This window comes from candidate division KSB1 bacterium (assembly GCA_034506255.1).
GTDB classification, from domain to species: Bacteria; Zhuqueibacterota; Zhuqueibacteria; order Zhuqueibacterales; family Zhuqueibacteraceae; genus Coneutiohabitans; species Coneutiohabitans thermophilus.
In genome coordinates this window covers 537,652-562,850 of sequence record JAPDPX010000001.1, presented here as the reverse complement: position 1 = coordinate 562,850, position 25,199 = coordinate 537,652, and the positions used below count along the sequence as shown (strand labels likewise).

At 59.9% G+C, this 25,199-nt stretch carries 19 protein-coding genes; 2 read left to right on the top strand and 17 right to left on the bottom strand.

Annotated features, from left to right (window positions below; translation table 11 throughout):
* Positions 1-86 precede the first annotated feature (86 nt).
* On the top strand, positions 87-866 hold the full coding sequence (locus ONB52_02350; protein MDZ7414982.1) for an RNA methyltransferase: 780 nt from the start codon (positions 87-89) through the stop codon (positions 864-866).
* A gap of 170 nt (positions 867-1,036) precedes the next feature.
* On the opposite strand, the gene ONB52_02345 is transcribed toward ONB52_02350, so the two are convergent.
* The 8 genes from ONB52_02345 to ONB52_02310 all read right to left on the bottom strand — a co-directional run bounded on the left by ONB52_02345 (position 1,037) and on the right by ONB52_02310 (position 13,436).
* Positions 1,037-2,311 carry a hypothetical protein gene (locus ONB52_02345; protein MDZ7414981.1) on the bottom strand — a complete coding sequence of 425 codons (1,275 nt, stop codon included), beginning with the start codon at positions 2,309-2,311 and terminating at the stop codon, positions 1,037-1,039.
* A gap of 54 nt (positions 2,312-2,365) precedes the next feature.
* The gene (locus tag ONB52_02340) at positions 2,366-4,231 is read right to left on the bottom strand and encodes a hypothetical protein (GenBank protein ID MDZ7414980.1); all 1,866 of its coding nucleotides are present in this window, start codon (positions 4,229-4,231) and stop codon (positions 2,366-2,368) included.
* A gap of 617 nt (positions 4,232-4,848) precedes the next feature.
* Positions 4,849-8,310, bottom strand: a complete 3,462-nt coding sequence (metH, locus tag ONB52_02335; protein MDZ7414979.1) for a methionine synthase — start codon at positions 8,308-8,310, stop codon at positions 4,849-4,851.
* Positions 8,311-8,753: 443 nt separating this feature from the next.
* Positions 8,754-9,080 (bottom strand): hypothetical protein, encoded by a 327-nt coding sequence (locus ONB52_02330; GenBank protein ID MDZ7414978.1) that lies wholly within the window; start codon positions 9,078-9,080, stop codon positions 8,754-8,756.
* A gap of 33 nt (positions 9,081-9,113) precedes the next feature.
* Entirely contained in the window at positions 9,114-9,593 is a 480-nt protein-coding gene (locus tag ONB52_02325; protein MDZ7414977.1) for a heme-binding domain-containing protein, read from the bottom strand.
* 477 nt (positions 9,594-10,070) lie between these two features.
* Positions 10,071-11,231, bottom strand: a complete 1,161-nt coding sequence (locus ONB52_02320; GenBank protein ID MDZ7414976.1) for an ArgE/DapE family deacylase — start codon at positions 11,229-11,231, stop codon at positions 10,071-10,073.
* Between the two features lie 93 nt (positions 11,232-11,324).
* Positions 11,325-13,067 (bottom strand): hypothetical protein, encoded by a 1,743-nt coding sequence (locus tag ONB52_02315; GenBank protein ID MDZ7414975.1) that lies wholly within the window; start codon positions 13,065-13,067, stop codon positions 11,325-11,327.
* Positions 13,068-13,103: 36 nt separating this feature from the next.
* The gene (locus ONB52_02310; GenBank protein ID MDZ7414974.1) at positions 13,104-13,436 is read right to left on the bottom strand and encodes a YbjQ family protein; all 333 of its coding nucleotides are present in this window, start codon (positions 13,434-13,436) and stop codon (positions 13,104-13,106) included.
* A 180-nt stretch (positions 13,437-13,616) separates the two neighbouring features.
* Between ONB52_02310 and ONB52_02305 the strand changes: the two genes are divergently transcribed.
* Positions 13,617-14,888, top strand: a complete 1,272-nt coding sequence (locus ONB52_02305; protein ID MDZ7414973.1) for a tetratricopeptide repeat protein — start codon at positions 13,617-13,619, stop codon at positions 14,886-14,888.
* Between the two features lie 592 nt (positions 14,889-15,480).
* On the opposite strand, the gene ONB52_02300 is transcribed toward ONB52_02305, so the two are convergent.
* The 9 genes from ONB52_02300 to ONB52_02260 form a co-directional block, all read right to left on the bottom strand.
* The gene (locus ONB52_02300) at positions 15,481-15,903 is read right to left on the bottom strand and encodes a biopolymer transporter ExbD (GenBank protein MDZ7414972.1); all 423 of its coding nucleotides are present in this window, start codon (positions 15,901-15,903) and stop codon (positions 15,481-15,483) included.
* Positions 15,903-16,298 carry a biopolymer transporter ExbD gene (locus tag ONB52_02295; protein ID MDZ7414971.1) on the bottom strand — a complete coding sequence of 132 codons (396 nt, stop codon included), beginning with the start codon at positions 16,296-16,298 and terminating at the stop codon, positions 15,903-15,905. The genes ONB52_02300 and ONB52_02295 overlap by 1 nt, the downstream gene beginning before the upstream one ends.
* Positions 16,295-16,927, bottom strand: coding sequence for a MotA/TolQ/ExbB proton channel family protein (locus tag ONB52_02290; GenBank protein MDZ7414970.1), 633 nt, complete (start codon positions 16,925-16,927; stop codon positions 16,295-16,297). Before ONB52_02290 ends, ONB52_02295 begins: the two co-directional genes overlap by 4 nt.
* Before the next feature lie 169 nt (positions 16,928-17,096).
* The gene (locus ONB52_02285; protein ID MDZ7414969.1) at positions 17,097-18,728 is read right to left on the bottom strand and encodes a S41 family peptidase; all 1,632 of its coding nucleotides are present in this window, start codon (positions 18,726-18,728) and stop codon (positions 17,097-17,099) included.
* A gap of 198 nt (positions 18,729-18,926) precedes the next feature.
* Positions 18,927-19,808 carry a PorV/PorQ family protein gene (locus ONB52_02280; protein ID MDZ7414968.1) on the bottom strand — a complete coding sequence of 294 codons (882 nt, stop codon included), beginning with the start codon at positions 19,806-19,808 and terminating at the stop codon, positions 18,927-18,929.
* A 225-nt stretch (positions 19,809-20,033) separates the two neighbouring features.
* Positions 20,034-21,470 (bottom strand): hypothetical protein, encoded by a 1,437-nt coding sequence (locus ONB52_02275; protein ID MDZ7414967.1) that lies wholly within the window; start codon positions 21,468-21,470, stop codon positions 20,034-20,036.
* Between the two features lie 16 nt (positions 21,471-21,486).
* Positions 21,487-22,653: a hypothetical protein gene (locus ONB52_02270; GenBank protein ID MDZ7414966.1), complete on the bottom strand. Its 1,167-nt coding sequence runs from the start codon at positions 22,651-22,653 to the stop codon at positions 21,487-21,489.
* A gap of 68 nt (positions 22,654-22,721) precedes the next feature.
* Positions 22,722-23,690: a hypothetical protein gene (locus ONB52_02265; GenBank protein ID MDZ7414965.1), complete on the bottom strand. Its 969-nt coding sequence runs from the start codon at positions 23,688-23,690 to the stop codon at positions 22,722-22,724.
* A 417-nt stretch (positions 23,691-24,107) separates the two neighbouring features.
* Complete coding sequence (locus tag ONB52_02260; GenBank protein ID MDZ7414964.1) at positions 24,108-24,842, bottom strand: HAD family phosphatase; 735 nt, start codon at positions 24,840-24,842, stop codon at positions 24,108-24,110.
* Between the last annotated feature and the right edge of the window lie 357 nt (positions 24,843-25,199).

Sequence of the window (25,199 nt, the reverse complement as noted above, 5' to 3'; positions counted from 1 at the left end):
GCACCAAATTGCGACCGTACAGAAAATCGAACCCGCCGGCGACGACTCTCAAACGCTGCGGCAAAAATGGAATTTCGCAACAAGCCATGGAAATTCTGGAAGGGAAACCGTGTGTGCTGGCGGCTCTGCTGGCGCGACGACGCCGGTTCAAGCTGTTGCTCGTCAAGCAGGGTACGCCGGGGTCGCGTCTCCAGGAGGTGATCGCCGCGGCGGAGTCTCAGTCCGTTCCGATCAAGTATGTGACTGCCGGCGAACTGGAATCGCTGACCAGGGGCAGATCCCATGGCGGGCTGGCGCTCATTTGCACACCCAAACCACCGACGTCAGTGTCCGAGCTGCTCGAGCACTGCCGGCACTTCACTGAGCCAGCTTTTGTTGTCTTGATTGAAGGAACGGAAGATGCCCAGAATCTGGGGTACACGCTCCGCACAGCGGAAGCCCTGGGAGCGCACGCGGTATTTCTCAAAAAGCACGTGTGGAATTTCGACGGTGTGGCGGTCGCGCGCGCCAGCTCCGGTGCATTCGAACGCCTGCCTCTCGTGCAAATCGAAAATGTCGAAAAAGAATTGACGCCCTTGCGGCGGCTGGGAGTGAAGTTCTGGGGAAGTCTTGCCACCGCCAAACGGGCAATGTATGAAGTGGATCTGACTGGCCCAATCCTGCTGGCGATTGGCGGGGAACGACGCGGCTTGTCGCGCAGTCTGCGCGATTTTTGCGATGGTTTTCTCCGCATCCCCACCGTGGGAGGCGCCACCTCCCTCGCGCTCAGCCACGCCGCCAGCATCGTAATGGCCGAAGTCCGCCGGCAGCGCCTGCTGGCGGCGGGAGCGGATCATTCCACGGAAGCAGAAATTCCGCAAGACTAAAAGCCATTGGCGCAATGGCCGTTTTCGGAGGCAAAGAAAACTCGATTCTTTTACTGGATGATGATCGGATTGGGTACAAACCTCGAGACGGCAGTCATGTCAAGAAGAGTGCTGGCGTGATCCCCAATAATGTCTTCCACATTCGAGGTCTGCTTGCTGTGAGGTCGGGTTCATCTCTGCAGGCGCATGCCCAGTGCCAAGCCTGCGCCCTTGCCGGCAGACGGCAGCAAGCCGCCACGCGTCTGGGCGCCCATGTCAACAGCGAAGGTTTTGTGATTATATCCCAAACCAAAGGCCGTTCCCCAGCCGCTGCCTCCGCCGGTGTTCACGCCCAAACGCAAGGGCAAAAATGACCAGTAACGTGCCTCGCAGCCAAGGCGAAGGTCGGGCCGGCGGGAGAGGGCAGCCGTCCGGCGCAGAGGCTGTACGACATCGGCTGTCATCTGCAGGCAACCGCGACGCCAGGCGATACCGGCATGCAGCATCGGCGGCAAGGACGAGAAGAACGCCGGGCCGCGGCGCTCCCATGACCAGCTTTGCAGAGCTGCTTCCGGGTTGTCATTCCAGCTCCGGGCGGTCAGCGAGTCGGCATGCACGCCCCATTCATATTCCCTGACATTGTGATTCCAGTAAATGGCGCTGAGCAAGTGGCGCATGGCGAGACCGATTGACCAGTGTCGATTGATCACTGCCGTTGTGCCGCAATCGAATGCCAGCCCATGCCCGCCGGTTGCAATTCGCATTCGGGCGCGCCCGTCTCCGCTCAGGCCCTCCCAGGTGGTGAGAAAAGCGCCGCCCGCTTCGCGTACTTCGGCGGCCGCCAGGCCATGCAGATAGGAGATGGTGATGCCGGCGGCAAACTCCCGCACATGGCGCGTGAGCAAAGGTAGCGAAACGGGCCGGCCAAAAGAAAAACCGGCAACCACGGCGGCGAAAGCACTCCCGTGGTTGCCCGCGAGCTCGTAACGGCGGTTGAGCACGTTGCCCTGCAAAGCCAATGCGATAAAATCACGTTGCAGGCGGCCGGAGGAGAATCCCTGCAGCGCGACCGTTACGGCGAGGTGCTGGTGTGAATAGGCAGCCAGCGTCGCCTCACTGCCCACCTGAAAACGTAGCCCATCTGAGGGGATGAGCTGCAAAATCGTTTCCTTGTCCTTCTCACTCAACCACGCGCCGTTGTAAAGATGATAGTCATTTTTTGCAAAGGCGTTGTTGGAGATATGCAAACCCAGCGCAAGAAAGTGCAGGGAACGTGCGGGATTATCCCGCAATCCCAAATTGGCGGGATTCCACGAACTGACTTCTGCGCCGCGCGCGAGCGCAAGATAGGCGCCGGCCATGCCGAAACTGCGGGCATTGGCCAGGCCGCTTTGTGCGAGCGTACGGGAGTTGTCGCCGACAAGAAGAAGTACGAAAAGGCAAAAGACCAACCGTTGCAGACTCATGGTGCAATCCTGTGCTGGGCAGTCCTCCACTGGCATGTTGTTCCACCGCCGCTGTCACGGCACGCGGTCTCCCATCCGGGTGGCGATCTCGACCACCGCCTGGACGGCGAGATAATCCTGCACCTTCACGCGCACGGTCCTGCCTGCGCTGCTGGCGAGATCGAGCACGACACCGGCATGCAATGGCACGTTTTGCAAAACCTGCAAATCGGCCGCTGACAGCGGGATTTCCGTCTCTTTCATGACCGGCCGCACGACACGCCCCTTGGCATCCAGTGAGGGCGCCGGCAGGCTGAGCGATTTCACCAATAACGGCTGGGAGTAGACCCCGGTGCGGCGGGCGGCGAGATGCAGGCTCAACACGGCGGCCACGGGAAGGTGGTTGGTCACCCGCACGCGCAACCGTCCCTCCTTCACTCTCTCCTCGAGTTCCCGCCGCAGTGCGGCTTCAATCTTCACTTCCGTGAGCGGTGCCTCAATCTTCTGCGACGGCAATTGAAACATCAGCGGAGCATCCAGACGCAGCGTGCCGGTGACAAAGTCATTTTCCTGCGCGCTCCCGAGATAGGTGGCATCGCCCACCAGCACCCGCCCGCGAACCGTGATGGCGTGCGGCAGGCTGCTGAGAAATGCTGCCAGCGTGCTGTTCTTTTCCGTCAGCAGAATCTGCGCGGTGGTTGGTGCGCTGCCGCCCGCCGGTGAGGCCTGCCCTTGCAGGCTGAGTTGTCGAGCGTGATCCCCCTGAATTTGAAAAGCAAGGGTGAGCGGAAAATTGATGCGGTTGCGCAGGGTGACGGTCATCTCGGCCGCCGCCAATTGCAGACTGTCCAAACCCTCGGGCAGGGCGAGTGCAAAGCGGCGGGGGGCAAGGTCGAACGCTTTGGTCTGAAAGCGGCCGCGCACTCGTGAGAAGACGAACGGAGTGCTGGTAAAATTTCCCTCCACCAGATCATTGTTTGTCAGTGTCACTTCCTGCTGCGCCGCCGCCTGCGACTGCAAACGCCAGTGCAGGCGAATTTTTTGCCGGCCAAAGGGCGCTGCCAATGGTCGAAAAACATGGCCGGCAAGGTTCAACTGAAAAGAAGAGAGTTGCTGCGGCTGCAGCGACAGTGAATCGCGCAGCACGGCGCGGCCGGGCGGGTAAAAATCCGGCAGCGTTGCCACCATCCAGCTTGCCACCGGGAATGAACTGCGCACATTCAGGGATAGACTCCCGCTCTTGATGTCCGCCCGGCTGACGCTCAGCGAATCCCCCAGCGGGATCTCCTCCTCCCCGTCCAACGAGAACGAGGCGAGCGGCAATCGCACGCGACGAATTCTCAAATCGCTTACCGCCACTCTCACCTGCACCCCATTGGTCGCCGCAACCGTGACAAACCGGCCGCCACTGCCCGGACTTTCGCCGGAAAGCTGCAACACCAGCGAGTTGGAGAATTTTTTGGCGCTGAGATCAAAACGCTGCTCCACTACCCCTCCGGGGGGAATTTCCGTACGATGCAGAAAATCGACCAGCACGGCGGACAAGCTGTCGTCGTGGAGCCGCAGGTGCAGCGGCGGGCCGAGTGCAACCGGCAGTTCGTTGTGCAAATGCAAAAGCAAAATGCCGCTCTCCACTTCGACCCAGGCGAATCCCTTGTAAGCCGGCAACGGCACAGCGTTGAGGGCAAAGGGGAAGGGAGGAATGATCGCCCTTTGGCCGGTGAGATTGCCGCTGGGCGCATAAAAATCCGGAAAGGAAAGACGCTGCTGGACTGTGTCAGCGGGGATCGTCAAGTAACGCTTGTGAAAACTCTGGTCAAAGCCGGCATATCGCAAGCGTTCGCCCACCACGAAAGTGTCGAGTTGTGACTCTGCCAGGAAGTGCACCAGGCTGTCGCCACCCGCGTAAAGCTGATCATCCTCGGCAATCAAAGTTCGCATGTCATAGCGAAAATCAACGAGCGGAACAGTAAGGTTGGCCTGCCAGCGGGGTGCCTGGGGCGGCTCCAGCCTGCAGGCAGGCAGGCAAAGACCGCCGACAAGTAAAACTGTCAGCGCCGGCAGGGTTCGCACGCCATGTGATGCCCGGCTGCGGGGAGTGCCGTCATTGATCTGCAAAATTTTTCCTGTTCGCTTGCAAATTCGAGATTGCCATAACGCCATTTTACTGAGCCTGCTTGAGAATCAGCGAGTTTCAAATGCAGGGGAAATTAGCCGGTGGGAAGAGTGCAAATGCCTTACCAAAAGCCGCCCGGCGTTGCAGAGAAGTACAGACAGAGAGGGTCGAGTACAGAGGGTGAATTTATGTGGGAGAGCTTGCGGCGTGCAGCAACCGGGATGCGGGATGATCTGACCTGCCCGCTTGACAAGGCGTGTGTTTGGGCTTTATCGTGGGGAGAGCAGGCGGCGGGTTCTTCTGTTGTCTGCCCGCGGCCTGGCAGCAGGCATGTTGGCAGAGGCCCGGTGGCAGGCGCAATCCTGCCCTGCGGCAAATTGCCAGCGGCGGCAACAAAACTCTCTGCCTGAGGCGGCCGGCATCTCAGCCGCGCCGGGTCCGATCAAATGTTGAAATATCTCGCGGCCGGGTGATGCACGATGATCGCCGAGGTCGATTGCTCCGGCACGAGCTGAAACTCTTCGGTCAGCGAGATGCCGATGCGGGCCGGTTCCAGCAGGCGGAACAGTTTGGTCTGATCTTCCAGAGCGGGACAGGCGGGATAGCCAAAGGCGAAACGCGCGCCGCGATAGCCCTGCCGGAAGAGATCGCGGAGGTCGGCGGCATCTTCTGCTGCCAGGCCCAACTCGGCGCGCATCTGTTTGTGCCAGTATTCCGCCAGCGCCTCGGCGCTTTCCACGCTCAAGCCGTGAAAATAGAGATACTCGGAATACTTGTCGTTTTCAAACAGACGGCGTGAGATTTCCGAGGCAATGTGGCCGACGGTGACTATCATCATGCCGATCACGTCGCGCCGGCCGCTGTCCAGGGGCGCGAAGAAATCCGCCAGGCAGAGACGATGGCCCTGTGACTGACGTGGAAAAGTGAAACACTCGATCTCCCGCCTGCCCTGCTCATCGAAAATGATGACGTCATTCCCCTGGCTGTTGCAGGGAAAATAGCCATAAATCACTTGCGGCACGAGCAGGCGTTCGGCCAGGCACCGCTGCTGCAGCCCGGCGAGCAGCGGTTCGAATTTTTCCTGCACCAGCCGTTCGTATTCCGGCACCGACATTTTGCCCCGACGCACCTGCCATTGGCCGCGAAAGAGCGCGATCTTGTTGAGATATTGGAACACGGTGGCGAGCGCGATGTCGCGCACCACCCTGGTTCCCCAAAAAGGCGGCGTTGGAATGGCCACCGGCTGCCAGCCCGGCGTGACAGCCGCCGTGTCCGGCGCGGCGCCGGCATCATCCTGCTCACGGCGTGCCGTCCCGCGCCGGCGGGTTGGCGGCGCGGAGGAGGATGCCGGCGGGCCGCCCTCGCAGATTTCCCGCATGAACTGCAGGCCGGCGAAAGCATCTTTGCCGTATGCCAACGGGCCGCGATAAAGCGCGGTCAGCTCCTCCTCAACGTAGGCGCGCGTCAGTGCCGCGCCCCCGAGAATCACCGGAATGGTGAGGCCGCGCTCATTCAGCACCTCGAGGTTTTCCTTCATGATCAGCGTCGACTTCACCAGCAGGCCGCTCATGCCGATGACATCCGCGCCGTGCTGCTCGGCCGCGTGAATCATCTGCTCCACCGGCACCTTGATGCCGAGATTGATCACCTGATAGCCGTTGTTGGTGAGAATGATGTCAACGAGATTCTTGCCGATGTCATGCACGTCGCCCTTGACCGTGGCCAGCACCATCGTCCCTTTGCTCATGCCCTGCACTCGTTCCATGTGCGGTTCAAGATACTTCACCGCGGTTTTCATGGTTTCGGCGGATTGCAAGACAAAAGGCAGTTGCATCTGGCCGGCGCCAAACAGGTCACCGACCACGCGCATGCCGTCCAGCAGAATGTCGTTGATGATGGCGAGTGGCGCATGTTTTTGCAGTGCTTCGGCGAGATCGGCCTCCAGCCCCAGCTTGTCGCCGTCGATGATGCGGCGTTTCAGGCGTTCCTCCACCTGCGCCGGCAGCGGCGCGGCTTCCTGCTTGTGTTCGCTGCGTCCGGCATAATAGGCCATGATCTCCTGCAGCGGATCGGAAACGCAGGTGCCGGCTTCGTCGAAGCGGCGCTCGTCGAAAATCAACCGGCGGTGGAGTTCGCGCTCGGCCTCGTTGATGTTGTGCAGCGGCAGGATTTTGGAGGCGTGCACGATCGCCATGTCGAGGCCGGCCTGCACGGCATAGTAGAGAAACACCGAATTGAGCACGTGGCGGGCGTGCGGCGTGAGTCCAAAAGAGACGTTGCTGACGCCCAGAATGGTGCGCACGCCGCGCAACTCCGCCTTGATGCGGCGAATGGCTTCCAGGGTGGCGATGCCGCTTTTGCGAAATTCCTCGTCGCCGCTGCCCAGGGTGAAGGTGAGGCAGTCAAAAATCAAATCCTGCGGCCGCAGGCCGTATTTTCCGCAGGCGAGATCGTGAATGCGGCGGGCGATCGCGACCTTTTGTTCGACGGTTTTCGCCATGCCCTGTTCATCGATGGTCAGCGCGATCACCGCCGCGCCATAGCGCCGGCACAGGGGCAGAACATGCGCCAGACGGGCCTCCCCGTCTTCCAGGTTGATGGAGTTGACGATTGCCCGGCCGGCGATGCGCTGCAAAGCGGCGTCGATCACCTGCCATTCGGTGGAATCGATCACCAGCGGCACGGAGACCTGGGTGTTCAGCCGCTCGACGAGCGCTATCATGTCCCGCACTTCGTCGCGGCCGACGTAGGCCACACAGACATCGAGCATGTGCGACCCTTCACGCACCTGCTCTTTCGCCATTGCCACCATGGCCTCCCAATCCTCCTGCTGCAACAGCTCGCGAAATTTCTTCGAGCCGTTGGCATTGAGGCGCTCGCCGATCAACAGCGGCGGGGGATCGAGATGCAGCGGGATGCTGCTGTAAAGGCTGGCGGCCGAAGGGATGAAATCAACCACGCGCGCCCGGGGAGCGAGTCCGCCGACCGCCGCGACCAGCCGGCTGATGTGCGCCGGCCCGGTGCCACAACAGCCGCCCACAATCTGCACGCCCAGGTCTTTCACGAAGTGGGAAAGATAATGCTCGAGGTCCTCGGGCGTGAGTTTGTAATGCGCCTGGCCGCCGATGTTTTCGGGCAGGCCGGCGTTGGGCATGCAAAAAACCGGAAACGGGCTGTTGCCGGTGAGATAGCGGATGTTCTCCGACATTTCCTGTGGGCCGGTGGCGCAGTTCATGCCGATGGCGGTGAGCGGAAAGGGTTCGAGCGCTGCCAGCGCCGCAGAAATGTCACTGCCCAGCAACATCGTGCCCATGGTTTCGACGGTGACGCTGGCAATCACCGGCAGATGTATTTTCTTTTCCGCGCAGTAGGCAAAGATGGCCGCGAGCGCAGCTTTGGTTTGCAGCAGGTCCTGGCAGGTTTCAACGCAGAGCAGGTCGACCCCGCCTTCCACCAACCCGGCAGTTTGCTCGAAGTAGGCGTCGAACATTTCATTGTAGGAGATGTGCCCCAGGCTGGGAAGCTTGGTGGTGGGGCCGATCGAGCCGGCCACAAAACGCGGATGGTCGGGAGTGGAGAAATCGCGGGCCACCGACCGCGCGATTTCGGCGGCGCGGCGATTGTGCGCATGCGCCTGGCGGCCGAGATCATACTCTGCCAGCACGATCGCCGTGGCGCCAAAGGTGTCGGTTTCGATGACATCGCAACCGGCTGCCAGGAAGCTGGCGTGGAGATTCGCGACGGCGTCCGGCCGGGTAAACACCAGGTGTTCGTTGCAGCCGTGGTAGATCTCGCCGCCAAAATCCTCCGGCGTCAGGTTCAGCAATTGCAAATTCGAACCGGTAGCGCCGTCGAAAACAATGATTTTTTCCTGCAGTCGCTGCTCAAACAGATTTCTGCTCATGCTGCCGCCCTGGTTGTTTTGCTCGGGAAAAATTCCCGGCGAATATAGAAAAAGCCGGCGGGAAAGGAAAGCGGTTTGTTGCCCACAGGCGCGCGGTGGACGGCGCGGCGGCGGCCCACCCATCAGGTGATAAATCGGCTTTCAGCCGACTCGAGCTTTGCGCCTGCGATTTCAATCGCAGACGGTGAAGGCATCATGCCCCATCCAAAATTCAGGTGGGAAATTTTGTTGCAACCGGGGTGCAACGCTTTCGAACAGACAACAAACGGCCGCGTAGCATGAAACAGGCCGCGGCTTGTCCCTCCAGAATCTCGACGGCGCAAATGAAACACACACCGCTTCATCCCGGCGGCGTGCAGATGTTGGGTTTGGGAAAGGAGTTGTTGTCGAACCTTCGTTGGTTGCCATCCGCTGGCGAAACAACCGCTGCAAAACGACAAATGTCAGTAGACCCAGAGCATCATCAAAAGGGTGGTGAGAAAGCTGACGAGAGTGCCGAACAAAAGGAAGATCGCCATCAGGGCATACGCCAGCCCGGCATAGCCGTCTTTGGCCGAACGCGCGAGCAACACGAACACCAGGCCGCCCGCCAGCAGCACCAGAGGCATGAGATAGGTGAGCAGCCACCGGTCCTGAAAATGCCGGCCAATGAAATGAACATACAGCAACGTGAGGAAGACGGCAGCGGCGGCCACGGCCGCAAAAATGCCGGCCAGGCGCGCATCGGAGCCTTTGGCGTGCAGACGCAGGGCTGCTTGAAAGACGTTCATCTCATGCCCTCGCAACCGGGAAAGATGCCCGGCCTATTGCTCATCAGGCGATTCCTGCTCCAGGCGCTGGTGCGCGCTCTTGGTCCATGCGCAGAGGGTTTCGACCTCGGCCGGAGTCAGTTTCGCATCGGGATGCAGCAGCAGATAGGACTTCAGCGGCATCTCACCGCTGGAAATGACTTCACAGATTTCCTCCAGTTTGTGCCGCGCCTGCTTCGGTGTGTATTTTGCCCAATCGGAAAAATTCAGATGGCGGCGGCCCTCGTTGACATGATTGATCACCAGCCAGGAGGCCGGGGCGACATTGCTGTACCAGGGCCATGTGGTTTGATGAGAATGGCAGTCCCTGCAGGCGCGGTCGAAAATATTCTGCACCTTCGCCGGCACGGCCATTTGCGCCGCCAGCGTCCGGCTTTGATCCACCGTCGGCGTGGTCCTGGCCGGCCGCACGAATTGCGCCCCCACAAGAAATGCAATCAGCACCATCCCTGCAATCTTGAGAACTTTTGCCATAAGTTGCCCTACGTTTGAGATGTTGGATTGTCACGAAAATACTTTTGCAATAGAGCCTTCAGGGTTGGTGCCTAAAGGCACGACTGCAAAAGCTCGTTTTCATTCTGATGAATGCAACGCGCGGCATGGCAATTACCTCGCATCCCCTTGGACCATTCCTTGTCACAATCAAAGTGGCGCAGGCAGCGGGGCAGCATGCCTGTCCCCTGCCGCATTCAGGACAATTCTCAGAAAAGGCCAATCTGAAACCATCTGCCTCCGCGCAGGCTTGTTTCCGGGGCAATTCCCCTGTCGCAAGCAGCCGGTTCTGCCGGTGAAAGTAGGGCATAGCATAAAGCATTTGTGCTGGAAAAGCAAGAGGATTGTGGCAATTGCAGGCTGTCACAAAGCCTGGACGCAACCTGGTGCAGTATGAAAATGGGACGGTGGGTGTGCAGCAGACCGGACGACTGGAGAATGAAGTGCCGGCAGCGGGAATCAACGGCAATAGGCCATCGCGGCATGCACCAGAATTTGCGCCAGGTCCATCAACGACTGCAACTCCACCCATTCCACTTCCGCATGGGCACCCGCGCCTGTCGGGCCGATGACGACGGTCTCGATTCCGGCGGCAGCCAGCAGTGCGGAATCCATCCAAAAAGGCATGCCGATCATTGCCGGGGGCTTTCCCATCACCCGTGTGGCAGCCTCCGTGAGAATCACAACCAGTTCCGACCGCGGCGACACTTCAAAAGGATCGCGGGACAACACGGCGCCAAGCCGTGCCTGAAAGCTGGCATGCTGCTGTGACAGGCGGGCCAGGATCGCTTCGATCTCTGTCATGACCCGGGTTGTGGTTTCACCGGGTATCGTCCGGCGTTCGATCTGCAGCCGGCAGTTGGCGGCATAAGTGCTCCAGGCCGTTCCTCCCTGTAGCCGCGCAGCATGCAGCGAGGGCGGACCAGTAAGTGGATGTCCCCGTTGCTGACGCAGTTCGGCTTCCAGCATTCCCAATTCGGCCAGGAATCTTCCCATGTTCATGTTCGCATCGATGCCGTCTTGGAAGCGGCTGCCATGTGCAGCGCGGCCGATGGTTTCCACCTCCAGCCAGACGAAGCCCTTGTGCGCCAGGCAAAGCTGCAACTCCGTCGGCTCGGTCACAATGGCGCCGTCAGCACGGAACTGTTGCAATACTTCGGCCGTGCCCCGGCTGGCATACTCCTCATCGGCAACCGCAGTGAGCATCACTTCACCGGCGGGCACCACGTTGGCTTCCACCAGTGCTTTCATGGCAGTCAAACAGGCCGCCAAACTGCCTTTCATGTCATAAGCGCCGCGACCGTAAACGCGGCCGGCGCGAAACACAGCGGAGAACGGCGCTGACATGCCTGCGATTCCGACGGTGTCGAGATGGGCATTGAGCAACAGGGATTTACCGGTGCCTGTGCCCGGAAGACGGGCCACCACGCTCGGGCGGTGAGGGTGCGCGGCAAGCATGGTGGTATGCAGACCCAGAGCGCGGCATGCCTGTTCCACGTAGCCGGCGATTTCCGCTTCACCAGCGCCGCCCGGCACCAGATCCGGATTGATCGAATTGATGCCGATGAGATCCTGCAGCGTCTGAATCAAATAATCACGATCAATGGCGGGGGTCGTCACCTGTTGCGGTCCTGAGAGATTCCGAATCGCAGCCGCCTCCCGCCTGCAAGAGGGTGCGCGGCAGGATCTGCGGGCGGCATTTCACCAATGAATTTACTCTGTCACGCGGTACACCGTGATGCCATAATGCACCGCATCAGGCGGGGGAGGAGCATTCCAATCACCGAAGGAATGGGAATCATCGGTGGTGAAGCAGAGGTCATATTCGCCGGCTTTCAACCAAATGGAGTCATTGAAGAGACGGTTTTTCGCACTGCCGCCGGCGTGAACCGTCATGCGGTAGGTCATCTCCCAAACAGTGCGGCGGCTGGTAACTTCCGTGATCCAGCCAAAGTCGAACATCTCACCGTTACGGCCCTCCCCAAGGGCGTAGAGGCGGACCATTCCGGATTTGTCCAGCCTGAAGCGGGTGCAGCGTTTTTCATCCTGGCGCACGCGGATGAGCTGGGCCAGGACGGCAGCTTCCCGGTCTGCGAGGTATTCCGTCACCATTCGGGGATTGAAATCCTCGTCGACGGCGCTCAGCGTGAGACCCCAGTGTTCGGGATCAAACGGTGGGCTCGCGTTCCATTCGCGATAGGAGTGTGTGCCGTCGGTTACGTAGTGGGCAATATAGCTGCCTGCTGCAAAGCGCTGGACCTCGTCACTCATGCGGTTTTTGCTGTTGCCGCCGGCATGATCCGTTTTGTGGAAATCCATTTGCCACACTGTCCGACCAGTCCCGGCCTCGGTAATCCAGCCGTAGTCAAACATTTCACCGTCGCGGCCTTCGCCCAGAGCATAAATGCGCAGCGACAGTGGCTTCTTCAAGGTGAAACCTTTGGAGAGATAATCATCATCGCCGGCGCGGGTGAGACGAACAATCACATTGGTTTCGCCGGGCTCTTCATATTCGAACGTCCGGGCAAACGCCTTCATCCGGGGGTCGACAGGACTGATCATCATACCCCAGAAGGCGGGATCGTAAGGCGGGGCAGCGTTCCAACAGCGACTGGAGTGGGAGTCATCTGTGACATAGTAGGCGAGGTAGGAGCCGCCCGGCAGTGTGAGGGTGGTGTTCACCAGGCGATTTTTCATGTCGCCGCCGCCATGCTCGGAATCACGGTGGGAGAATTGCCAGACTTTTTGGCGGGTTTCCTGATTGATAATCCAGCCATAATCAAAGCTGTCTTCGTAACGCAATTCCCCCAGAGCGTAGATGCGAACTTCCATCGGCCGTTCTAAAGTGAAACCGCGGCGTTCATAGGCACCATCAGGCAGATTGTTTATGGCAAGGATGGCATCAGCCTGCAAGCGGCGGTGCCAGTCGACCAGGGCTTCTTCGGGCACGGACCGGCCTCTGCCCTTGATGGTCACCCTGGTCTGTTCGTACACTTCTTCGGTGTACTCGTCATGGCGGCGGTCCCACATGAAGAGCTTGTCGAACAAATGACTGATGGCGTCACCCAAATCCTGCAATTCGTCGGGACGGTGGAAGGTGTCATAGAAGGAGGAGACATAAAGCTCATACTGCCCAGCGGGCAGGTTGACCTGGTCTTCCAACGCGAGCAAGCGGCGGTTGCGGCGCTTGTGTTCGGCGTGCCGCCCCTGCCAGACGACTTGGCGGGTCTGTGCGTCTAAAATCCAGGCTGCGGTGACGGGTAAATCCCGGCCGCGGTCACGGCCGAGCGCGCCCACTGCCTCGATTTGCACCGTTTGATCCTGGTCAAGCACGAAGCCGGCGGACTTGATTTCGTGGAGCCGCACCTTGCGGATTTCAGCCAGCGTCACTTCCTGTGCCTGGCTGGCGGCGCTGGTCCATGCAGCGCATGCTGCGAGCAGTATCGTTCTTTTCATCGTGACCTCCCTGGCAGCGTCGCTTCACCGGCAGCACTACTCCGGTCGCACGACCACCGCGGTTCCGTAGCACAGGACTTCGGTGACGCCCTGCATGACTTCATTGGCGTCATAGCGAATTCCAAGGACGGCATTGGCGCCGATCTCCTCGGCATGCCGGAGCATCATCTCGAAGGCTTCGGCGCGCGTCTTCTCACAAAGCTCGGTGAACAAGGAGATGTTGCCGCCCATCAGCGTTTGCAGCGACGCGCCAATGGTGCCGAATATGGAGCGTGAGCGCACGGTGATGCCGCGCACCACACCGAGATTCCTGACCACACGATAGCCGTCCAGAGTGAAAGCCGTGGTTGTCATCGCAGAGGCAATCATGGCACTGCCACTTTCTCCTTTAAATTTAACCGGTTGCCATTTGGGGTGCCCTTGTTACGGCAGTCGGACCGAAAGGTTGCCGCATCTGCCGGGACCGCCCGCGGTTGAACGAATTCCCGCGGATGACGTCTTTTCGTTTAAACATTTAAAACCCGAACCATTTTCCCCGGAGCCCCGGCCATGAAAATTCCCCCCTCTTACCGAGTTTTCAGCTCCCTCCTGCTGACCGGTTTACTGCTGACCACCAGTTACGGTCAGAAAAAGCTTCCCCTGAGCACTCAATCATCGGACGCCCAAAAATACTATCATGAAGCGGTACAGGGCATCGAGTCCTTTCAACCCTCGCCAAAACTGCAAGCGCTGGCACGTCAGAGCGTGCAGGCCGATTCCACTTTTGCCATGGGACAACTGCTGCTTGCCAGTCTGACGCCGGCAAAAGATCGCCAGCCTGTGCTGGACAAGGCGCGCCAACTGGCGGCAAAAGCCTCCCGCGGTGAGCGGCTCTATATCGAGGCCACCTCGCATGCACTCGGCAACAACCGCGAAAAAGCCATCGTTCTGTTCACCAAGCTGCACCGGGATTATCCCGGCGAACGCCGGATCTGCATGGTGCTCGGGCAACTGCATCAACAACTGGCCCGCTATTCCGAGGCCGTGAAATACTATGACGCCGCCCTTAAAATCGATGACAACTCGCCGCGGGCCTACACCCTGCTCGGCGACTGCCACTTGCTGCAGGAGCAATATGCCCGGGCGCGTGAGTGTTACCAACTTGCCATCAGCAAACTCGCCGCCGATGCCTCGCCCTTTGCGCCGTTTTCCGGCCTGGCCCTCACCAGCCTTTATGAACGCAAACCGGAACAAGCCCTGGAAACCATTCAGGAGTTCCATCGCCGCTACCGCCGCAACGGCTCAGCGGAAAATTTCCCGGACGTCTGGATTTGGAACTACATGGGGCGCGTCAATTTGGAATTCGGCCGGCTTGAGGAAGCGCTGCAGTGTTATGAAACCGGCTATCGCTCCGTGCCCGGCAGTGCACTCGACAGCATCGAAAAGAAGATCTGGTTTGGCCGCCTGTTTCACGGCAAGGCCAGAACCCTGGCAAAAATGGGCCGCCACGCCGAGGCCTGGCAATACGCCGATCAAATCAAAATGATGATCCAAACCGGTGGCCCGCGGGGAGAAGAATTCTGGAAAGCCTATCATTATCTCGCAGGCTACCTTGCGCTGGAAAGTGGGGACAGCAAACGCGCAGTCGAGCATCTGGAACAATCGGATCAAGAGGATCCCTTTCAAAAGCTGCTGCTGGCCAGGGCCCATCTGCAACTGGGCAACAAAAGCCGCGCCCTCGAACTGTGCCGCGACATCGTGAAGAACACCACCAACAACCTCGATCGCGCTCTTGCCTATCCCGAAGCCAAAAGGATTCTCACCACCACCGGCAACTCATAACGCTGACTGCCAGCAGAGGCAAGCTGGAAGAATGTGTCACAAAAATGCCCGCGATCGTGACGGCTTTTCCAGGGTAATAATGCGAGGCGGCCTCTAAGCCGCACCCCCATTGGGGGGCACAGATGGACGACGATTACCGCTGATTTTTTGTATCGGCGCTCGTCAGCGAAAATCGAAGTTCCAAAAATCTTCGCGGTCACGATCGTTTTGCCGGCAAATCCAGCTTGCCTCCCCTCTCTCTTCCCAGTCGAAAGGGCGGGGGATGAGTTTCAAACACCTTCAGTCACAGAGACCGCTTCTTTTTGGCGTCTGTCCCAAAACATTCCCACCCGGTTGAGCTTGGGGGGTGTCTCCAACAGCCAGCCACGGGAAGATCCGGGGTATTTGAAGCGACAGCCAAGCCATCTCGGAGACAGCCGTTGACAAGTCAGTGCTTTCGGACGGGCACTTTGGGGTTCGAGCTTGTCAGGCTTCTCCGGCCCTCTCCTCTTTTGCCACGCATGCGACAGCTTGCCACTGCTGCCACACCCGCCCTGCCTGTCGCTGGGGGCGTTCTTTATCACGCCACCTCTGCGCCCTGCCGAAAGCCATCTCATGGACGGAAAGACCGTGCGGCATAGAGCACATTCAATGCCTCCGCCTCGCGCAGTTGCTGCTGCACCGCATAAACTTGATCCATCTTCACGGTTTCATCAATGTGCAGGGCCACCGCCTTCAGCGGATGCAGGGGATCGCTGCGCCGGGCAGTCATGATCTTTTGCAGATCCGCCACACTCACGATCTTGTCATCCAGCATGAGGCGGCCGTTGCGGTCGATCCAGAGATGGGCCACATCGCGCTTGCCCGGCAGTTTCTCGATCAGGCGCGCCTGCGGCAGGGTCACCGGCAGGCCTGCGTACTGCTTGAAGACGGTCGAGACCATGAAAAAAATCAGCAGCAGGAACACGATGTCCGGCAACGAGGCCGTGGGAATGCCGCCGACAGCCCGGTTTTTTCGCTGGAATCGCAACGCCATCAGTCCGGCTCCGCGATGGAAATGCGCCTGCCCCCCGCCTGTTTGATTTGATCGATCACCGCGAGATAGACACGGTACTCCGCCTGTGGATGTGCCTTTACGGAAACGATGAGATTGGGATTGGCCGCCAGCCGGGGCTGCAGCACCTCCTTGATTGCCGCCAGCGCCACCTCCTGCTCATCAAGCAGCACTTCCCCCTGGGCATTGATCAGAAGCATGATGAGGTCCGGACGTGCCACCACGGTGGCTGCGCCTTTGGCCGGCAGTGTCAGGCGAATGCCCTTTTCCACATCGATGTGGGTGGTGGCGAGAAAGAAAATGAGGATGAGAAAAGCCACGTCCGCCAGCGAGGCGGTGGGGATCTCGGGCATCCGGCGTGCGGGTCGGCGGATCATAGCGGGCGGCCCTGCTGTTCGACCAGCGCTTCCACCAGCTCGAAGGCGCTTTTTTCCATGTCGATCACCAGCTTGTCGATGCGACTGACAAAGTAGTTGTGGCAGGTTTGAATGATGATCGCGACGATCAGGCCGAAAAGCGTGGTGATCAAGGCCACCGAAATGCCGCCGGCCACGATCGCGGGGCTGATGTCATTTGCCATCTCGATGGCTTTGAAGGCAAGAATCATTCCCCACACCGTGCCGAGAAAACCCAGCAGCGGCGCCAGCGAGATCACCGTGGTCAGCCAGACCAGATTTTTTTCCAGAAACGCCATTTCGACCGCGCCGGCATTAATGATGGCTTTCTCCACCTGGTCCAGCCCGCGGTCGGCTCGCTGCAACGCGGCATGGAAAATGGCGGCCACCGGCCCGCGCGTCCGGCCGCACACCGCCAGCGCCTCGGCGATGCCGCCGCTCTGCAAGGCGGCCCTGATGCGCGGCAGGAATTTTCGGGGATCGACGTTTGAACGCGACAGGGTCCAAAAGCGCTCCACGCTGATCGCCAGACCAATGACGAACAAAATCAAGATCGGATGCATGAAGCCACCGCCGTCCTGATACAACTTCAAGACAGAGTACCCTTCCACGCGGCATTCTCCTGCAAGCCAGGTTGGGATGAAATCTGATTCGAATTGACGAAGCGGCGAAAATCTCAAGAAGTTTGCTTTGAATGTCAAGCCCATTTTGGGCCAATAAAAAAGGCGCCGGTGCCGGCGCCTTTTTCAATCCCGGGGGAACACGATGCCATTTTAATTTTTAATTTTTGCGCGGGCGCTGGCTGCCCTCCCCCATGGCGGCCAGTTTTTCCGCCTGCGGGAACAGGCGCAACACCTGTTGAAATTGCGGGTCCTCGTGAATTTCCACCTGCGCGGCATGCTCGCGATCCCACAGGTGCAGGGCGATTTCCTTTTTCAAAAGCATCCTGATCATGCCCTGGTCGGCGTTCCAGCTTGCCTGGTCGAATTTGATGCCTTTGCTGTCGCTCAACCGGCGCAACTCCGCCAGCATGCGCTCATAAGGCATCCACGTCTGTTTAAAACTCTCGAAATCATTTGCCAGGTGGCGGTTCTTGCTGGCAAACTCGCTGGCGTATTCCAGAAACACGTTGGCAATGATCAGATCATAGGTGAACCGCGAAGGCAGCAGCCACTTGAGGCGCACGTCGGGGGTGATGCCGCCGCCACCAAAAACTCCGCGGCCGGCGCTGGTCTTGTACATCGGCCGGTGTTGCGTGCTGTCCGGGGTGGCGTTGGGGTCGACATCATCATAGGCCTCGTTGACGTACTCGGTGAAATTGCCGTTCTCATAGGGCCGCTGAATCAACCGGCCGCTGGGGGTATAGTATTTGGCGGTGGTCACGCGAATGGCGGAGCCGTCCTTCAAGCCGATTTGCGTCTGCACCAGACCCTTGCCGAAGCTGGTTTCCCCAACAATCAGGGCGCGATCCCAATCCTGTGCCGCGCCCGCCACAATTTCCGACGCGCTGGCCGAGCCGTGATCGATGAGAATGATCATGGGGAATTGCGGATGATGATCATCATCGGTGGCAAAGTAGTCATCGTCAGCCTGGGGAATGCGGCCGCGGGTGTAGACAATTTTGCGGCCGCGCTCGATGAATTTATCGGCCACTTCCACCGCCTGGTCGAGATAGCCGCCGGCATTGCTGCGCAAATCGAGGATAAGCTGGCGCATGCCCTGCGCCTCCAGCTTGGTGAGCGCGTTTTCCAGCTCCTCCGCCGTGGTTTTGGAGAAACGCTTCACGCCGATATAGCCGGTGCGATCGTCGATCATGAAAACCGGCTCGACGCTGTAGATCGAAATCCGGTCGCGCGTGATGGTCACTTCAAAAGTCGAATCGAAGCCGGGGCGTTGAATGGTGATGCGCACCTGCGAGCCGCGCGGGCCGCGGAGCTGCCGGATGACTTCCTCCTGCTCGAGGTTGTAGGTCGACTTGCCTTCGATCTGCACGATCTGGTCGCCGGCACGCAGTCCGAGGCGCTCGGAGGGCGAGCCGGCGATCGGTGCAATCACCGTCGGCCATTTTTTGACGATGAGAAATTCGATGCCAATCCCGAAGAAATGCCCCTCGAATTTCTCGGTCACTTCCTCGAGCTGGTCTTTCGGAATGAAAACGGAATGCGGATCCAGCTTGCTGAGCATGCCGGAGATGGCGCCGTCCACCAAAGTTTGGGCTTTGACTTCCTCGACATAATACTTGTTGACCGCGCTGAGCGCTTCACTGAAGCGCATCATCTCCTGATAGAGATTGCTGTTGCGCTGCGGCCGCTCCCACGGCAGGAGACTGAAAGGCTCGAACAGGGCAAGGGTGGAAACGGTTACCACCGCGAAGGTTGCCATCCAAACTTTGTGATTGCCGAAAGACTTCATCGCGCACCTCGAGTTGTGGCGGGAGTACGACGGGAGAGTTGCACCAAAACCGCGCCAAGGTTGCTCACGGACGAACGGCCGCAAGGGTCATTGCTTGATGTCTAAAAACTATAGCGGCGCCCCGCTTCGCCGCAGACGGAATGACAAAATTGAAAGCACTGGCTGAGACGCTGGCGGCCTGAAAAAAGTTGCCTGCCCTCAAAGTCGTGCCAGCAGGGCAAAGCGATGCGTCGCACCCAGTCCCTGATCGAACGGCAAATAGCCATAATCCAGTGTGAAGCGGCCGCGGGTCGCGCCGAAGCCGGCAGCCAGGCCGCGGTTTTCCCGGCCCAGTTGATAACCGGCCCGCGCGGCCAGGCCGGGCAGCGGCCAGTATTCCATACCCGCGTTGACCGCATGGCCGCCCTTGAACAGCATCACGTTTTCAAACGTGAGCGCAAAGGCCGGGGTGCCACTGGCAGAGGGAAGTTGCCAGGCGGCACCGGCACGCAGCAGGGCCGGCAATGCAATGTTTTCCCGCGCCGGCGCACCCATGCTGCCCAGGTTTTGTACGCTGGCCGCCACGCGCACTGGTGAGCCGGGCTTCTGCCATGCCGCACCGAAGTCAACCGCAAAGCCACTGGCAGAATGGAGATAGATCTTTTCGTAAAGGTACTTGGCAGCGAGGCCCCAGGACAGCGCAGCGCCATGCTTTCGGCCATAAGCCAGCGCCAACGCCAGATCGCGGCCATCAAAGGTGCCGATCGGCTCCGCGGTCGGCCGGTCACGCATTTCGATCCCGGGAACGCTTTGCATCGTCAAACCCAGGCCGAGCACGCCGTCAAAGCCTGCAAAGCTGACGGCATAAAAATCATGATTGATGCTCTGCAACCATTCCAAATGGCAGAAGGCAAGTTGCGTGCCCTGCGCCTGAGCCAGACCCGCGGGATTCCAATAGATGGCGGTGGCATCCTGTGCCAGCGCAACATAAGCCTCACCCAATGCTGCGGCCCGGCCGCCCACACCGATTTTCAAAAAAGCCAGCCCGGATTTGCCCGCCTCCTGCGCCAGTACGAAACGCGGCAGGCAAACGAGCAGCAAAAGGCCATGCCAAAAACTCCTGCCTGACATATGATCGGTTTCACTTTCAAAATTGTGTTATCGCTTGTCCGTCTGCCGGGCTGTAAAAAGCAAAAACGCACGAAAAGAGACACAAAGAACACACAAACGGGCTCTCCTTTGCGACCCTTTCCACCGTCGCGCTTTCGCACGACAGTTTTTGCTTTTTGCCAAGCACTGCATTATAACGGATCAATCGCCTGCGTGTCAATCCAGCACCATGATCTTGCCCCAGTACACGCCCTCACCTGCCAGTTCCACGCGGTAGAAATAAACGCCGTTGTGCACCACTTCGCCGCGGCTGTTTTTGCCATCCCAAATTTCAAAGTAATTGCCACTGCGGTTGCGCGGCTTGCCGGAGACGATTTCTGCGACCAGGTCCATGGCAAAATCGAACACCTTGATGGTGACGGTGGTGGCCCTGGTGGTATTGTATTGCAGGCGAACATAGCCGGTCTCGTTCAGGCGATTATGCCGCGACGGTGAAAACGGATTGGGATAAGCATAGGTGCGCGGCTCACCTGCCTCGCCAGCCGGCACCGAGCCGCGAAGAATCTTCCAGGTTTTGCCCGCATCGGCGGTGACCGCCAGGCCGTCCGGCCCGCCCACAAAAAGTTGATTGCCGAGCTGTCCGGCACAGAAGAATTCGTCGCTCAAATAGGGCTGCTGCTCGCTGGCATCATGGATGTCCGGGAATTTCGCCCAGGTGCGGCCAAAATCGTCGGAGCGATACAGCCCCTTGTCCGTGACCACATATGCGGTCGCGCCGTTGAATGCGAAGTTGTGCGCGAATTCATCCAGCAGGGTGACGTGCCAGGAATAGCCGCCATCCTGGCTGATGGAAACCGCACGGCGCTCACCGGGATCTTCGGCATTCACGGTGGCGGCCCACAGGTATTCACGGCCCTGCCATTTCTGCCAGGCGAGCGCAACGACAAAATTGCCGGAGATCGGCTGCGGCTGGTTTTGATGCGAAAAGTTCGTCCAGGTGCGGCCGCCGTCAATCGAACGGTTGATGCCGCCGGCAGTGCCGACATACAGCACCCCGTCGGCATTGAGCACGGAGAAAGCGCGATGATTGAGGTTGTTGGCGACATCGAGAAAGAAGGAATCCGGCGGCACCGCGCGCCAGGTCTTGCCGCGATCACTGGAAGTGGAGACGCTGCCGCCGAAACTCGCGATCCACACTCCCGTGGGGTGCAGTGCGATGTCATACGTGATGTTTTGAATCACGGTGTTGAAGGGAGTTGGTTGCGGCACGTATGTCCAGGTGGCGCCGCGATCGGTGGAGTAGCTCAAACCACCGCCGGCCGGCAGCAAGCCTTCCGGCACGAGAGAATCGAAGGCGGTGGCGACCCAGATGATGCTGTCGGAGACCGCCAGGCCGGAAACACCGCCGCGCGGCAAACCGTGTTCGTGGGTGTAAGTGACCCAGGTGTTTCCACCATCGGCAGAGCGCGCCACCCCGCGGCTGGTTCCCAGCCAAATCTCACCCTGATGAATCACCAGGTCGCTGATGGAATTGGAACGCAAGCCCGGCAGGGGCGCAGCAGCGCGGCCGAGCTGCCATCCGCCTTTGGCCGGAATTTGCGCGGTGAGCGCGGTGGCAGTACCGAACAGCCCGAAAAAGATCATGCGGAGCATGTTGGTTGTTCCCACTTCAAGGTAAAACGTTGATGATGTGCGTGAGGCGCTCGCTCAGGGCGCCGTTGCGGTCCTGTGCATAAAACTCAAAGCGGTAGGTGCCGGTCTGGTTCTGCGGCGCGATTTGAATGCGCAGCGAATACCGCCGGTCATTGGCGCGCGCATCGCCCTCCTGGCCGTCATCACGCATGGCAAAGGGGTTGCCGGAGGCCGGTGTGCCATCCGGCCGGAAGGAATTGAAAAAGACGCGGGCAATGCCGTCGTCGCAACTCGAATCCGGATCGACGGCACGCACGCTCAGCAGATAGAGGTTGGGCGTGGCACTGCGGCTGATGGTGGTGGGCGCGGAGAGATCGGAGAGCAGCGGGGCGTGATTGGTGCGGCAGGCTGCCAGCTCGGTGCGGACCGTGCGCAGCACCGCCGGGCTGATACCGCCCGCGCGATCAATGGCGCGCAGGATCATCGTATAAAGCTGGCGCGAGTTTTTGAACAGCGCGGGATCAAGGTGCAACCCGAAAACACCATCCCGGCTCGCGCCGTCACCGCTGCTGCCATCATCGCGCAGCGCAAGCACCCGGGTGGGGGTGGGCGCCGCGGGGCCATAAATCTCCAGCCGTACCGAGTCGAGCGTTGCCAGGCCGTCGTCGTCGCTCACCGTTGCCAGCAGCAGCGGCATGTAGCTCGAGTCCGACCAGATCACCTCCGGTATGGCGACCGAGGTGATCACAGGCAGCGCATTCTCCCTGCCCGGCAAAACCAGCAGCGTGTCGCGATACGTTTCACTCACGTGTCCGCCGCGATCGGTTGCCACGGCATCCAGCAGCACCTGACCGGTGCGATTCTGGAAGAGCGTCGAGTCCAGGGGATGATGGAATTGTCCGTCGCCCGCGAGCAGGTCGCCGCGCCGGCCGTCGTCGGCCATGGCCAAAGTTGCGAGCACGGTGTTGCCGGCGCGCACCGTCAGCGTGACGCCGGCGAGATCAGCCACCCCCTGGGGGTCTTCGACACGAACGTGCATGCCGGCCGGCTGCCGGGGAATTTGATAAACCGCAGCCGGCATTTGCACGGCCACAATCACCGGCGCTTCTGCCACCGGCGGCTGCGCGGGATTGTCCTTGCAGGCCCACAGCCCCGCGCTGATCAAGGTGAGGATGACAAACAATTTCTTCAACAATTTCTTCACAGTGAAATTTCCTGTTGAGACGCCCTGCAGCATGCTTCCCGGAAGAAACGGGGAAGCCCGAAAAAATTTCAGAAAATGAAGGCCCAGCCAAAGACATGGTCGCTGTCGAGATGGTCGGCGTGGGTGACGAAAGCGTAATGCAGCTCGGACCGGCGCCCCAAGATGCCGAAACGGTAGCCGGCGCCGAAAGAGGGCTGGCCGTCATTGAGGCCGGCGCGCAGGGTGCCGATTTCACGCAGCGTGGCCACCGCGCCGAGATGCAGGGTGCCGTCGCGGAACTGCCGCTTTTCGACGTCGGCTGCGAGGGTGAGCCAGGGCAGCAGGCGCGAGACGGCGATACCGGCACGCACGCCACGCGGAAACTTTTGCACGATGCTGGTGCCGCGATCATACACGCCTTCGGTCTTCCAGGTGTATTTGAGATTCACGTTGCTCACGGCCAGCCCCAGTTGAACGCCGGACACCGGCTGCAGCAAGGCGCCAAAATCAAAACCAAAAGTGGAGGCGGAAATGCCGCCGCCGTCCTGCTTGACGCCCGGCAGGCGGTTGAAGATCACCCGGCTGGTCAACCCAACGCCGAGTTTGGGGTGCGGCTGCAGCGCGAAAGAGAGGCTGAAGGCGTCTTCGGCAGCCGAGAGCGGCTCGAGCTTTTGGCCGTCAAAATCCCGCGCATCGATGTCATCCACGCCGGCGTGAATCCACGCCAGACTGATGCCGCCATTCATGGCCTGTTGTCCTCTGGCATTCGTGGCCGGCCGGATCGGAACGCCGAAACTGAGATAGGCAAACGTGCGGTCCAGGGCAAGTGTCCGATACGAGACCGTCAACTCGCGATGATCGAACCAGGCAACGCTGCCGGGATTGTAGTGGGCGGACTCATTTCCCTCGACCATGGCCACACAGGCCCGCCCCATGGCCTCGGAACGCGCGGCCACACCGGTGCGCAAAAAAGCGCCGGCATAGCCACCCTGGCCGTAGGCACCGGCAGGCAGCAGCGCCGCAAGGAGAGGCAACAGCAAAAAGTTTCGTTGGATCATAAGACTCACTGGTGAATGATTTGGCGCCACCAACCGCACGCCCGCACACGGCAGGGTGAAATGCGTGTATGAACCGGCATCAGCATCCGCCGCGATATTGCAAGGGAAGTTTCACGTGGGATGAAAGCCAATACCGCCTGTGGCAACGGCGAGGTTGCGCCCGCAGGAACCGCGTCAGGGCACGTGCCCGCGTCTGCAGAAATCGCGGCTGCTCTGCAGCCCGGGCCTTGCTGTTGTTTCCCCCGCCGCCCTTGCTGCGCCGACAAACAAGCGCACGCGCTTCCCGCCGGCCGCGTTTTCGCCATCAGTGCGGCCAATCTGCCATGCGGTAACAATTTCTCGCGGTCTGGCTCCTGGAAGGTGGGGAATAATGAATCGCGTTTCACGGAAGGCCATGATCGCCCGTGCGCGCGGGCGTCACTCTTCCACATCCAAATCGGTCAACGGATAAAACCGCTTTTCAGGCTTGGCCTGCGGTTTGGGCTGCAGGGCCGGGCTTTCCAAATGACTGATGAGTGCCGGCAGCCGGCGTCGCAGTTCCACGAAATCCGAAACGATGGCGTCCGCGTTGCGCAGAAAGTAGGGTGCGAGCGTGCTGGCTATGGCAATCACACTCATCCCCGCTGCCCGTGCCGCGGTGATGCCCAACGGCGCATTCTCGACCACCAGGCATTCACTCGGAGCGAGATTGAGTTTTTGCGCCGCACGGATGAACGGTTCGGGATCGGGCTTGCCGTTTTCAACATCCTCCGCACCCACGACACAGTCGAAATAGCGCATCACCTCCGGCCCCAGCAGCGCCTCGACATGCGCGCGCAGCGAACCGGTCACGATGCCGATGCGATAGCGGTTCTGCTGCAGATAATCGAGCACCTCCATGACCCCTTCATTGAGGGTGGAGTTGTCCAGCGCGAAAAAGGCATCCCGTTTTTCTTCGACGATTTGTTGCACCAGCTCCGGTGTCGCCGGCTTGCGATGGCGGTGAAACAACTCCGCCGCCACCTCCATCGTCGTCGCCCCCTCTTTCAGATAAATCTCCATGTCATCGATGTCGATGCCATGGCGTGCCATCACCTGCTGCCAGGCCGCCACGTGATAGGGCATGCTGTTCATCAGCACACCATCGTGATCGAACAAGACGGCATGAATCACGGGGTCTCCCTCCTGTGTCGGGGAATGTACCAGGGGCACCGTCGCACTGCCGTGACATGCGGCGGCTCCCTCCACTCGTCTGTTTGACCAATCTTTTGCTCTGCTGCGTCGTGCTTCCGCTGCAATCCTCTTACCCGCCGCATCCCGTTTGCGTTCCTGCGCAAAATAGAAAATTTCCCCTAAAAGTCAATTTCAGATTTCATGAGTCTATCATCCCTCTCAGGAACGTGTGGATAGCGCCGGTATCCCTGCCTGCAGAGAAGAGGTCTGCGTGACCTCCCCACACGTAACTGAGGCATCAGATGAGCACAGCCGCGGCAACCCTCCGTACCCACGCAGCCTGATAGCATCCGTTGG

What these genes read in the sequence shown, in the direction of transcription:
- ONB52_02310 (MDZ7414974.1), bottom strand. Translation starts at nt 13,436, where the DNA reads ATGATTGCCTCTGCGATGACAACCACGGCTTTCACTCTGGACGGCTAT.
- ONB52_02315 (MDZ7414975.1), bottom strand. Translation starts at nt 13,067, where the DNA reads ATGAAAAGAACGATACTGCTCGCAGCATGCGCTGCATGGACCAGCGCC.
- ONB52_02340 (MDZ7414980.1), bottom strand. Translation starts at nt 4,231, where the DNA reads ATGCGAACTTTGATTGCCGAGGATGATCAGCTTTACGCGGGTGGCGAC.
- metH (MDZ7414979.1), bottom strand. Translation starts at nt 8,310, where the DNA reads ATGAGCAGAAATCTGTTTGAGCAGCGACTGCAGGAAAAAATCATTGTT.
- ONB52_02325 (MDZ7414977.1), bottom strand. Translation starts at nt 9,593, where the DNA reads ATGGCAAAAGTTCTCAAGATTGCAGGGATGGTGCTGATTGCATTTCTT.
- ONB52_02350 (MDZ7414982.1), top strand. Translation starts at nt 87, where the DNA reads ATGGAAATTCTGGAAGGGAAACCGTGTGTGCTGGCGGCTCTGCTGGCG.
- ONB52_02330 (MDZ7414978.1), bottom strand. Translation starts at nt 9,080, where the DNA reads ATGAACGTCTTTCAAGCAGCCCTGCGTCTGCACGCCAAAGGCTCCGAT.
- ONB52_02295 (MDZ7414971.1), bottom strand. Translation starts at nt 16,298, where the DNA reads ATGATCCGCCGACCCGCACGCCGGATGCCCGAGATCCCCACCGCCTCG.
- ONB52_02285 (MDZ7414969.1), bottom strand. Translation starts at nt 18,728, where the DNA reads ATGAAGTCTTTCGGCAATCACAAAGTTTGGATGGCAACCTTCGCGGTG.
- ONB52_02345 (MDZ7414981.1), bottom strand. Translation starts at nt 2,311, where the DNA reads ATGAGTCTGCAACGGTTGGTCTTTTGCCTTTTCGTACTTCTTCTTGTC.
- ONB52_02300 (MDZ7414972.1), bottom strand. Translation starts at nt 15,903, where the DNA reads ATGGCGTTGCGATTCCAGCGAAAAAACCGGGCTGTCGGCGGCATTCCC.
- ONB52_02305 (MDZ7414973.1), top strand. Translation starts at nt 13,617, where the DNA reads ATGAAAATTCCCCCCTCTTACCGAGTTTTCAGCTCCCTCCTGCTGACC.
- ONB52_02265 (MDZ7414965.1), bottom strand. Translation starts at nt 23,690, where the DNA reads ATGATCCAACGAAACTTTTTGCTGTTGCCTCTCCTTGCGGCGCTGCTG.
- ONB52_02275 (MDZ7414967.1), bottom strand. Translation starts at nt 21,470, where the DNA reads ATGCTCCGCATGATCTTTTTCGGGCTGTTCGGTACTGCCACCGCGCTC.